Here is an 11,355-nt window from a genome sequence, read left to right on the forward strand (position 1 = left end):
GGGCGTGCCGATGATCGCCGTACCACAGGGCGCCGAGCAGTTCATGAACGCGGACAAGCTCGTGGAGCTGGGGGTGGCCCGCCGCCTCGACACCGCCGACGCGACGCCGCAGGCCCTGCGCACGGCCCTCACCGAGCTGGTCGCCGATCCCGAACGGATCGCACGCTCGCGGCAGTTGCAGCGCGCCGCACGCGCCGAGGGCGGCACCCGGCGGGCCGCTGATCTCCTGGAGGCCCTGCTGCCGGACGGCGAGGGGACCGCAGCGCGCGTCTGATCCCCAGCGCGTCAAAGGTGCGGCGTCGGACGGTAGACGAGCTCCTGAGTGCGGCCGTCGAGCGTGCGGGTCTCGAGGAGTTCGAGGTCGAAGTCGGCCGCGTCGCGGAAGACCGGGTCGAGGCCGCTGCTGCCCGTGATCACCGGAAAGACCGTGACCTGCACCCGGTCGACGAGGCCCGCGGCCATGAGCGCCCGGTTCATCGACAGGCTGCCGTGCGAACGCAGCGGCACGTCGGACTCCTTCTTGAGGCGGGCCACGACGTCGACGGCGTCGCCGCTCACGACGGTCGCGTCCGGCCAGTCGAGCGGCTCCGTGAGAGTGGTCGAGACCACGGTGAGCGGCAGGTTCCGCATGCGGGTGACCCAGGGGTCGCGGACATCGGCGTCCGCGTCGCTGTCGGCCAGCATCCGCGAGAACGCCGCGAAGGTGTGGGCGCCGAGGACCATCCGCTGCTCCTGGCCGTAGAGGTCGAGGCGGTGCGCGAGGAGCTCGGGCCCCTGCTTGCCCCAGTACCCGGTCCAGTCGCCGCCGGCGGCGCCGTAGCCGTCGAGGCTGGAGAACACGTCGAACGTGTAGGTGGCGGTCATGGTCTGCTCCTCCGTGCGGGGCGTCGATGGCACCCGGTCTCACCGGTTGCGGTCTCAGCAGTACAGACCGGCGGCGGCGCCGGGACTCATCGCCGGGCGGCCCGCGCACGAGGGCGGAGGACCACTCTGCGCCATTGGCGGGGTGCTCCGCCCGATGATCCATGTCACTGTCGTCGAACCTTCAGTACGCGACCGCACAGCCCTTAGCGTGTGCCGCACTACCCGGGCACGACCCACGGTGCTCGTCACCGAAGAGGCGAAGGGATCACAATGTTCCGCAAGGTGCTGGTGGCCAACCGCGGGGAGATCGCGATCCGCGCGTTCCGCGCGGGATACGAACTGGGCGCGAGGACGGTCGCCGTCTTCCCCCACGAGGACCGCAACTCGCTGCACCGGCTCAAGGCCGACGAGGCCTACGAGATCGGTGAGCCCGGGCACCCCGTGCGGGCCTACCTGTCCGTGGAGGAGATCATCCGCGCGGCCCGGCTCGCGGGCGCCGACGCGGTGTACCCGGGCTACGGCTTCCTGTCCGAGAACCCCGAACTGGCCCGTGCCTGCGACGAGGCGGGCATCACCTTCGTCGGCCCGTCCGTCGAGACGCTGGAGCTGACGGGCAACAAGGCCCGCGCCGTGGCGGCGGCCCGCGAAGCGGGCGTGCCCGTGCTCGGCTCGTCCGCGCCGTCCACCGACGTCGACGAGCTCGTGGCCGCCGCCGACGACGTCGGCTTCCCGGTGTTCGTCAAGGCGGTCGCGGGCGGCGGCGGCCGCGGCATGCGGCGCGTCGACGACCCGGCGCTGCTGCGCGAGTCCATCGAGGCGGCCGCCCGCGAGGCCGAGTCGGCGTTCGGCGACGCGACGGTCTTCCTGGAGAAGGCGGTCGTCGACCCCCGCCACATCGAGGTGCAGATCCTCGCGGACGGCGAGGGCAACGTCATCCACCTGTACGAGCGCGACTGTTCGGTGCAGCGGCGCCACCAGAAGGTCATCGAGCTGGCCCCGGCGCCGAACCTGGACCCCGAGGTCCGCCGGCGCATCTGCGACGACGCGGTGCGGTTCGCCCGTCGCATCGGCTACCGCAACGCGGGCACGGTCGAGTTCCTGCTCGACCCCGAAGGCAACCACGTCTTCATCGAGATGAACCCGCGCATCCAGGTCGAGCACACGGTGACCGAGGAGGTCACGGACGTCGACCTGGTGCAGGCGCAGATGCGCATCGCGGGCGGGGCCACCCTCGCCGACCTGGGCCTGTCCCAGGAGGCGGTCGTGCTGCACGGCGCCGCGCTGCAGTGCCGCATCACGACCGAGGACCCCGCGAACGGCTTCCGCCCGGACACCGGCATGATCAGCGCCTACCGCTCCCCCGGCGGTTCGGGCATCCGGCTCGACGGCGGCACGACGCACGCGGGCACCGAGGTCAGCGCCCACTTCGACTCGATGCTCGTCAAGCTGACCTGCCGCGGCCGGGACTTCGCCACGGCCGTGGACCGGGCCCGGCGGGCCGTCGCCGAGTTCCGCATCCGCGGCGTGTCCACCAACATCCCGTTCCTCCAGGCCGTGCTCGACGACGCGGACTTCCAGGCCGGACGGGTCACGACCGCGTTCATCGAGCAGCGCCCGCACCTGCTGACCGCCCGTCACTCGGCGGACCGCGGCACGAAGCTGCTGACGTACCTGGCGGACGTGACGGTGAACAAGCCGCACGGTCCGCGCCCCGAGCTGGTCGCCCCGACGACGAAGCTGGCCCCGCTGCCCGAGGGCGAGCCGCAGGCCGGGTCGCGCCAGCGGCTCGCGGAGCTCGGGCCCGAGGGCTTCGCGCGGAGCCTGCGGGACGCGCCGACGCTGGGCGTCACGGACACGACGTTCCGCGACGCGCACCAGTCGCTGCTGGCGACGCGCGTGCGCACGAAGGACCTGCTGGCCGTCGCCCCGACGGTCGCGCACACGCTGCCGCAGCTGCTGTCCCTGGAGTGCTGGGGCGGCGCGACGTACGACGTCGCGCTGCGCTTCCTGGCGGAGGACCCCTGGGAGCGGCTCGCCGCACTGCGCGAGGCCGTCCCGAACATCTGTCTGCAGATGCTGCTGCGCGGCCGCAACACGGTGGGCTACACGCCGTACCCGACCGAGGTGACCGACGCGTTCGTGCAGGAGGCGGCGGCCACCGGCATCGACATCTTCCGCATCTTCGACGCGCTCAACGACGTGGACCAGATGCGGCCCGCGATCACGGCCGTGCGCGAGACGGGCACCGCGGTCGCCGAGGTCGCGCTGTGCTACACGTCCGACCTGTCGGACCCGGCCGAGAAGATCTACACGCTCGACTACTACCTGCGGCTCGCGGAGAAGATCGTCGACGCGGGGGCGCACGTCCTCGCGGTCAAGGACATGGCGGGCCTGCTGCGCGCACCGGCCGCGGCGACGCTGGTCTCGGCGCTGCGCCGGGAGTTCGACCTGCCGGTACACCTGCACACGCACGACACGGCGGGCGGCCAGCTCGCCACCTATCTCGCGGCGATCCAGGCGGGCGCGGACGCGGTCGACGGCGCGGTCGCCTCCATGGCGGGCACGACCTCGCAGCCGTCGCTGTCGGCGATCGTCGCGGCGACGGACCACTCCGCGCGGCCCACCGGCCTCGACCTCCAGGCGGTCGGCGACCTGGAGCCGTACTGGGAGAGCGTCCGCAAGATCTACGCCCCGTTCGAGGCGGGTCTTGACGCACCGACCGGGCGGGTCTACCACCACGAGATCCCCGGCGGTCAGCTGTCCAACCTGCGGACGCAGGCGGTCGCGCTGGGCCTCGGCGACCGTTTCGAGGACGTCGAGTCGACGTACGCCGCGGCCGACCGGATGCTGGGCCGGCTGGTGAAGGTCACCCCGTCGTCCAAGGTCGTCGGCGACCTCGCGCTGCATCTGGTGGGCGCGGGCGTGGACCCCGCGGAGTTCGAGGAGACGCCGAACCGCTTCGACATCCCCGACTCGGTGGTCGGGTTCCTCCACGGCGAGCTGGGCACGCCGCCCGGCGGCTGGCCCGAGCCGTTCCGCACGAAGGCGCTGGAGGGCAGGGCGGGACCGAATCCGGTGCAGGATCTGACGCCCGAGGACCGGACCGGACTCGCGAAGGACCGCCGCGGCACACTCAACCGGCTGCTGTTCCCCGGTCCGACGAAGGCGTTCGAGGCACACCGCGAGGCGTACGGCGACACGAGCGTGCTCGACAGCAAGGACTTCTTCTACGGCCTGGTCCCGGGCAAGGAGTACAGCGTCGACTTCGGACCCGGCGTGCGGCTGCTGATCGAGCTGGAGGCGGTCGGCGAGGCGGACGAGCGCGGCCTGCGCACGGTGATGTCGACCCTCAACGGCCAGATGCGGCCGATCCAGGTGCGCGACGAGGCAGCCGCCTCGGATCTGCCCGTCACGGAGAAGGCGGACCGGTCCCGACCGGGGCATGTCGCCGCGCCGTTCGCCGGTGTGGTCACGCTGTCGGTCGCCGAGGGCGACGAGGTCGAGGCCGGTGCGACGGTGGCGACGATCGAGGCGATGAAGATGGAGGCCTCGATCACGGCGCCGCGCGGCGGGCGCGTCTCCCGGCTGGCGATCTCCCGTATCCAGCAGGTGGAGGGCGGCGACCTGCTCGTCGAGATCGGCTGAGGCGGGCGGGTTCGCCCGGGGCGCTGCGCCAGGTGACCCACCCGTCCGCCCGCCCACCGGCTCAGGGCTCCTCCGGCCCGTCCTCGTCGAGTTCGAACCACACGGTCTTGCCCTCCGGTTCGGGCCGGATGTTCCACCGGTGGGCGAGCAGGTCGAGCAGGACCAGGCCGCGCCCGGAGGAGGACAGCTCGCCGGGCGCGCGCCGGTGCGGTACCTCGTCGCTGCGGTCGGACACCTCGACGCGCAGCCGGCGCCGGCCGTGCGCCCCGCTGATGTCGGCGCGCAGGGCCGCCGCCTGTTCGGTGTGGATGAGGACGTTGCCGAGGAGCTCCGAGACGAGCAGCAGCACCGTGTCGACCTGCTCGGGGCGCGCCCAGTCGTGCAGCAGCCCCTGGAACTCGATCCGCGCGTCGGCGAGGCCCTGGGCCTGGTCCTGCTCCAGGGTGAACCGCAGGGTGCGCGCGGAGCCGTCCTGCCGCTCGGTGATGGGGTCCCGGCGCAGGAGCAGCAGGGCGATGTCGTCCTCCGTGAAGGAGGTGGCCGGCTGGTCGCGGTCCGCGGTGGGGGTCGGCGCGACGACCGCGGTCATCAGCCGGTCGGCGAGGCCCGCGAGGTCGTCGGAGCTGCCGGGCTCGAGCGCGTTACGCACGCGCAGCCATCCGGAGTACATGTCGTGGCCTCCGGACTCGATGAGCCCGTCGGTGCAGAGCATGAGGATCTCGTTCTCGCGCAGGGTGACGACGCTGACCGGGTAGTCGTCCTCGTCCAGGTCGAGCCCGAGCGGCAGTCCCCCGCGCACGTGCTTGAGCAGACAGGTGCCGTCGGGCAGGCGCAGGACGGGGTGCGGGTGCCCGGCGCGGGCGATGCGCAGGGTGCCGGTGGCGGGGTCGGCCTCCAGGTAGATGCAGGTGGCGAAGCGGTCCTCGCCGAGGGAGGCCAGGAAGTGCGAGGCGCGGACGAGGACGGCGTCGGGGCCGTGGCCCTCGGCGGCGTAGGCGTGGATGGCGGTGCGCAGACGGGACATGAGCCCGGCGGCCTGCACGTCGTGGCCCTGGACGTCGCCGATGACGAGGCCGAGGCGGCCGCCGGGCAGCCGGATGCTGTCGAACCAGTCGCCGCCGACCATGAGGCCGCCGCCGGTGGGGACGTAGCGAGCGGCGACGCTGAGTCCCTCGACGCCGGAGGCGACCCGGCCCATGCTGCTGCGCAGGGTCTCCGACAGGGCGCGGTCGGTCTGCCCGTCGTAGGTCTGCTCGATGCTCCGGCCGAGCAGCCGGGCCAGCGTCATCAGGAAGGTGCCGAGCCCGTCGCCGATGCGGACGGACGCGTCGAAGGCGGCCATCCACACGCCGGTGAGCTGGCCGTACGTGGTCAGCGGCAGGAAGGCCCAGGCGACCTGACCGGTGCGGTCGGACAGCTCGGGGGCGTCGGGGAACCGGTCGCAGAACTCCTGCGGGGAGGAGAGGAACACCGGCCGGCCCGTGCGGGCGACCTGGGCGGCGGGGTGCACGGTCTCCAGGGGCAGCCGGTAGGCGTCGGCCTCCTCCTCCTGGAGCCCCAACTGCCCGACGCAGTGCAGCACTTCGCGGTCGGCGCGGAACACGGCCTGGCTGCACAGCGGCAGCGCGGGGCCGCCGAGCCGGCCGATCAGGGCCAGCGCCTCCCCGAGCGAGGCGACGCGGGCCAGGGCGTGACCGGTGACGAGCAGGTCGGCGCCGCGGTGGCGCAGGTCCTCGGGCGCCTTGCCGGTGCCGTCCGCGGTCGGTCCGGCCAGCCGGTTGAGGGAGTCGAGCTGGCGCATCTCGGCGTCGTGCTCCTCGGTGTTGCCGTGTTCGCGCCCGCCACCCACGTGCGGCACTCCCGTCTGCTCGGCGCCTGCTGGTTCCTCCCGCTTTCTCCATGTTCCTTCGATCCACCGGGCCGCGCCTGCTCACCCGCGTCCGCGACCGCCATCCGTGAGAAGGCGCCCGTGCTCCATTGACGGATGCATGCCCACGGGACGAAGATCGACAGGAATCCCTTTGACAACGTTGTCGCACGAGAGGATCGCGATGCGAGCGTTTCGACGCGCGTTCACCTCCGCCTTGATCGTCACCACTCTGGCCGCCGCCTCCGTCACCGCCGCGGGCTCCGCGAGCGCCCGTGAGCAGGGGCCCCGCTTCGCCGCCGATCCGACCACGCTGGTCGACACCTCGATCGGCAACAACGGCGACGGGACCACCTTCCCCGGCGCGGCCGCGCCGTTCGGCATGGTGCAGCTGAGCCCCGACACCCAGTTGAACAAGTACGCCTCCTACGACTACGCGCAGGACACCATCCTGGGCTTCAGCCACACCCATCTCTCGGGCGTCGGCTGCCAGACCATGGGCAACATCCGGTTCATGCCCACGACCGGCGCCGTCACCTCCTCGGACCCCGCGCAGTACGCCGCGAAGTTCAGCCACGCGAACGAGAAGCGCTCGCCGGGCTACTACGGCGTCACCTTCGACAACGGCATCGAGGCCGAGATGTCGGCGACCGAGCGCACCGGCCGGCACCAGTACACGTTCCCCGCCGGGTCGGGCGAGCAGAACGTGCTCATCGAGGCCGGCGAGAGCAACGGCAGCACCTACGCGGGCGACATCGAGGTGGTCGGCGACCACACCGTCGAGGGCTGGGTGCAGGGCGGCAACTTCTGCGGGGAGACCGGCAAGGAGCGCTACCGCGTCTACTTCAGCGCCAGCTTCGACCGGTCCTTCTCCGCGTTCGGGACCTGGACCGACGACACCCTCACGCCCGGCCTGCGCACGGCGAAGCGCGGCAGTAAGCGGGCCGGTGCCTGGCTGAGCTTCGACCAGGACAAGGGCCACAAGGTCGGCGCCTCGGTCGGCCTCTCCTACACCTCCGTCGACGGCGCGCGCCTGAACCGGAACGCCGAGCAGCAGAAGTCCTTCGACCGCACCCGCTCCGCCGCGCACGACGCCTGGCGCGACGAGCTGAACCGGATGCGGGTCGCGGGCGGCAGCACCGCCGACCGGCGCACGTACTACAGCGCGCTCTACCACTCGCTCCTGCACCCGTCCGTGGGTTCCGACGTCGACGGCCGCTACCGCGGCTTCGACGACCGGGTGCACCGCTCGGACTCGACGTACTACCAGATGTTCTCGCTGTGGGACACGTACCGCTCCCAGAACCAGCTGGTCGCCCTGCTGAACCCGGACAAGGCCACCGACATGGCCAAGTCCCTCCTGCACGTCTACCGGGACGGCGGCTGGCTGCCGCGCTGGGGGCTCGGCAACGGCGAGACCAACGTGATGAGCGGCGACCCCGTCACGCCGTGGATCGTGGACCTCTACCACCGCGGTCTGCTCGACGACCGCACCGCCCGCGGTCTCTTCGACGCCCTGTGGAAGAACGCGAACGAGGTGCCGGAGGACCAGTCGGTCTTCCGCGGCCGCGACGGCAATCCCACGTACGTCGAGAACGGCTTCGTCGGGTACCGGAACCTGCCCGGCTACACGTTCGGCGACAGCCGGCAGGCCGGCTCGGCCACGCTCGAGTACGCGCTCGGCGACTGCGCCCTGTCGACCATGGCCCGCGGGCTCGGACACGAGGACGAGGCGGACACGCTCGCGGGACGCTGCGACAACTTCACCAAGCTGTGGGACTCCGGCGTCTCCTCCAAGGGCTTCACCGGCTTCCCCGTGACGCGGAACGCGGACGGCACCGCCGCCGGTGACACCGACCCGACCCAGTCCGGCGCCTTCCACGAGGGCACCGCGTGGCAGTACCAGTGGCTCGCCCAGCAGGATCCGCAGACGCTGTACGGGCTGATGGGCGGCAAGGACGCGGCGGAGCAGCGCCTCGACACGTTCTTCGACATGCCGACCGTGCTGTCCGACCCGGCGAAGGCCGCCACCGACTCCTGGGTGACCGGCGCGTACGACTACCACAACAACTTCGCGTTCAACCCGAACAACGAGCCGGACTTCCACGCCCCCTGGATGTACGCGTGGACCGGTGCACCGTGGAAGACGTCGGCGGTGCTGCGCGCGATGCGGACCCTGTTCACCGACGACGCGTACGGCATGCCCGGCAACGACGACCTCGGCGCCACCTCGTCGCTGCTCGTCTTCGCGATGGCCGGCGTGTTCGAGGCGCAGCCCGGATCGGCGCGCTACCTCGTGTCGGCCCCGATGTTCGAGAAGGTCGAGATCCGGCCGGCGCACGGGCGGCCGATCAGGATCGAGGCGCCGGGCGCGGACGCGTCCGAGCTGCAGTACGTGTCCTCGGTGCGCACCGGAGGCAAGTCGCTGCGGCGCAGCTGGCTGTCCCACGAGGACCTGCTGCGGGCAGGCACGATCCGGATCGGTCTGTCCGGGGAGCCGACGCGGTGGGGCGTCGACGCCGCGCCGCCGGCTGTGGCCCAGGACTGACCGACCGGCCGGATCCGCCGAGCGCCGGTCGGCGCTCGGCGGCCGGTGGGACGGTCGCCGAAGACCGGAGGGGGCGCGGGGGCACGACTGCCCCGCGCCCCCTTCGGCGTCGGACTGATTCACCGCATGCGGCCCACCCGTCCCACCTCTCCCGTGGCCGCCCCACACCCGTGGTTCCCGTTCTACATTGCGCCCTCGGCGACCCGCCCCACGCGGTCGTCACCACCCGCCGAGGAGGCACATTGAAGAGGTTCTTCGGGAAGGTCCGCATGGCCGAACCCCAAGTGTCCGACGCCGAACGGGAGCTGTTCGGCGGCCCGTTGCGCTACGACATGGGCTGGTCGCTGCACGAGCACGCGGGCCTCGACCTGACCATGCGCTCGGCGCTGCGCCAGATGCCGCGGCTCGTCGGCACCACCCTGCGGATGGCGTGGCAGGCCGACCGGCGCGCCCTGGGTGTCGTCGCCGTCAGCGAGGTCGCCCAGGGCGTCGCGGCCGCCGTCGGGCTGCTCGCCGTCAACGCCGTCATGCACGCCCTGCTCGGCTCGGGCACCGCCGCCGACCGGCTGCACGCGCTGCTGCCGGGGCTGCTCGCCGCCGCAGGCGTCGCCGTCGTCAACTCCGCGCTCGCGGGCTGGTCCACCGCACAGGCCGGACGCCTGGAGCCCCTGGTGGAGCGGATCGCCACCACCCAGTACCTCGCCGCGGCGACCGCCGTCGAGCTGGAGGCCATCGACGACCCGGACTTCCGCCGCCTGATCGACGTCGCCCAGTACGGCCCCGCGTCCGCGCGCCGCATGATCGGCGCCTGCGTCTCGGCGCTCAACAGCACGATCACGCTGATCGCCACGGCAGGCGTCCTGACCGTCCTGCATCCGGCGCTGCTTCCCATGCTGCTCGTGATCGCGGCGCCGCGCGGATGGGGCGCGATGCGGGTCGCCCAGGAGCGGTACGTGTCGATGATGAGCTGGATCGAGCACGTCCGGGCCAGCCGGCTCATCGGCAATCTGCTCACCGAGCGCACCGCCGCCCAGGAGGTGCGCATCCACGCCGTCGGGCCGTTCCTGCTCGACCGCTACCGCGGCATGGCCCGCAGCGCCGAGGCCGAGCAGGAACGCCTCGCCACGGGCAAGGCGGTCACCGAGTGGGTGGCGTCCGCGCTGTCCGGGCTGGCGATGGCCGTCACGTACGGGACCATGATCGCGCTCATCCTGGGCGGGCGGATGGAGCTGGCCGTGGCGGGCACCGCCGTGATCGCCGTCCGGTCCGGCTCCGCCAGCCTGGGCGCGCTCGTCATGAACGTGAACCAGCTCCACGAGGAGTCCCTCTACGTGCGCGACCACGCGCGCTTCCTCGTCGAGGCCGCCGAGCGCGCCATCCCCGCCGGCGGGGAGCCGATGCCCGAGCGGGTGGACGCGATCGTCCTCGACGCGGTCACCTACCGCTACCCGGACCGCGGCACGCCCGCGCTCGACCAGGTGTCCCTCACCCTCCCGATGGGCTCCGTCACCGCCGTCGTCGGCGAGAACGGCTCGGGCAAGAGCACGCTGATGAAGATCCTCTCCGGTCTGCTGCTGCCCCAGGAGGGGACCGTGCGCTGGGGCCCCGCGCGCGTGCAGGACCTCGACCGGGCCCAGCTGTACGACCGGGTGTCGCTGCTGACCCAGGACTTCCAGCGCTGGCCCGTGACCGCCGCGATGAACATCCGCATCGGCCGCCCGGAGCACCCGGTCGGTCCCGACGACCTCGAGGCGTCGCTCGACTACGCGGGTGCCCGGCCCGTCGTCGCGAAACTCCCCGACGGCCTGCGCAGCCTGCTCGCCCGGATGTTCCGCGGGGCGATCGAACTGTCCGGCGGCGAATGGCAGAAGCTGGGTCTGGCCCGCACGCACTGGCGCAGCGCGACCTGCACCGGCGAGAGCATCCTCATCGTCGACGAGCCCACCTCCGCGCTCGACCCCGAGGCCGAGATCGAGGCCTTCGACCGCATCCGCCGGCTCGCGGCTCCCGACCGGGCCGTCGTCCTGGTCACGCACCGCATGTCGGGCGTCCGTCACGCCGACCGCATCTTCGTCCTCGCCGAGGGCCGGCTCGTCGAACAGGGCACCCACGCCGAACTCCTCGCCGCCCGGGGCCGCTATGCGTCGATGTTCACGGCTCAGGCCGCCCAGTACGCCCCGGCCGCCGCGTCCTCGCTCCCGGCCCCCGCGGCTCCCCCGCCGACCACGCACACGGACGTGGCCTGACCGCAGTACCAGCAGGTGGCGGGCGGATGTGAGGCACGCGACGCCTCTCCGGGGGATCTTCCTGGTCACCTGGCTGTTCGACGCGAACGTCGACAAGCAGGGCGGCGCCTACGCGACCGGCGTCCTCGTGCTGATCTGCTCGGCCGCGATCGCCGTGACGATCGCGGCGCGCAAGGCGGGCCAGA

The 11,355-nt window shown here is 72.5% G+C and carries 6 protein-coding genes; 4 read left to right on the forward strand and 2 right to left on the reverse strand.

From position 1 onward, the window contains the following. On the forward strand, positions 1-274 hold a 274-nt coding region (locus GTW43_RS28055), incomplete at its 5' end, for a nucleotide disphospho-sugar-binding domain-containing protein (protein WP_272922569.1). An 11-nt stretch (positions 275-285) separates the two neighbouring features. On the opposite strand, the gene GTW43_RS28060 is transcribed toward GTW43_RS28055, so the two are convergent. Then, positions 286-864 (reverse strand): dihydrofolate reductase family protein, encoded by a 579-nt coding sequence (locus GTW43_RS28060; RefSeq protein ID WP_161304761.1) that lies wholly within the window; start codon positions 862-864, stop codon positions 286-288. A 270-nt stretch (positions 865-1,134) separates the two neighbouring features. On the opposite strand from GTW43_RS28060, the gene GTW43_RS28065 reads away from it, so the two are divergent. Further along, positions 1,135-4,509: a pyruvate carboxylase gene (locus tag GTW43_RS28065; protein WP_161304762.1), complete on the forward strand. Its 3,375-nt coding sequence runs from the start codon at positions 1,135-1,137 to the stop codon at positions 4,507-4,509. 61 nt (positions 4,510-4,570) lie between these two features. Here GTW43_RS28065 and GTW43_RS28070 read toward each other — a convergent pair whose 3' ends face one another. Then, positions 4,571-6,358 carry an ATP-binding SpoIIE family protein phosphatase gene (locus tag GTW43_RS28070; RefSeq protein ID WP_343246139.1) on the reverse strand — a complete coding sequence of 596 codons (1,788 nt, stop codon included), beginning with the start codon at positions 6,356-6,358 and terminating at the stop codon, positions 4,571-4,573. 235 nt (positions 6,359-6,593) lie between these two features. Here GTW43_RS28070 and GTW43_RS28075 point away from each other — a divergent pair, with 235 nt between their 5' ends. Together GTW43_RS28075 and GTW43_RS28080 are read left to right on the forward strand one after the other, a co-directional pair. Continuing rightward, positions 6,594-8,924 (forward strand): GH92 family glycosyl hydrolase, encoded by a 2,331-nt coding sequence (locus GTW43_RS28075; protein ID WP_237536662.1) that lies wholly within the window; start codon positions 6,594-6,596, stop codon positions 8,922-8,924. 269 nt (positions 8,925-9,193) lie between these two features. Beyond that, positions 9,194-11,170: an ABC transporter ATP-binding protein gene (locus GTW43_RS28080; RefSeq protein ID WP_202501591.1), complete on the forward strand. Its 1,977-nt coding sequence runs from the start codon at positions 9,194-9,196 to the stop codon at positions 11,168-11,170. Positions 11,171-11,355 lie beyond the last annotated feature (185 nt).

Source organism: Streptomyces sp. SID5785 (assembly GCF_009870065.1).
Taxonomy (GTDB): domain Bacteria; phylum Actinomycetota; class Actinomycetes; order Streptomycetales; family Streptomycetaceae; genus Streptomyces.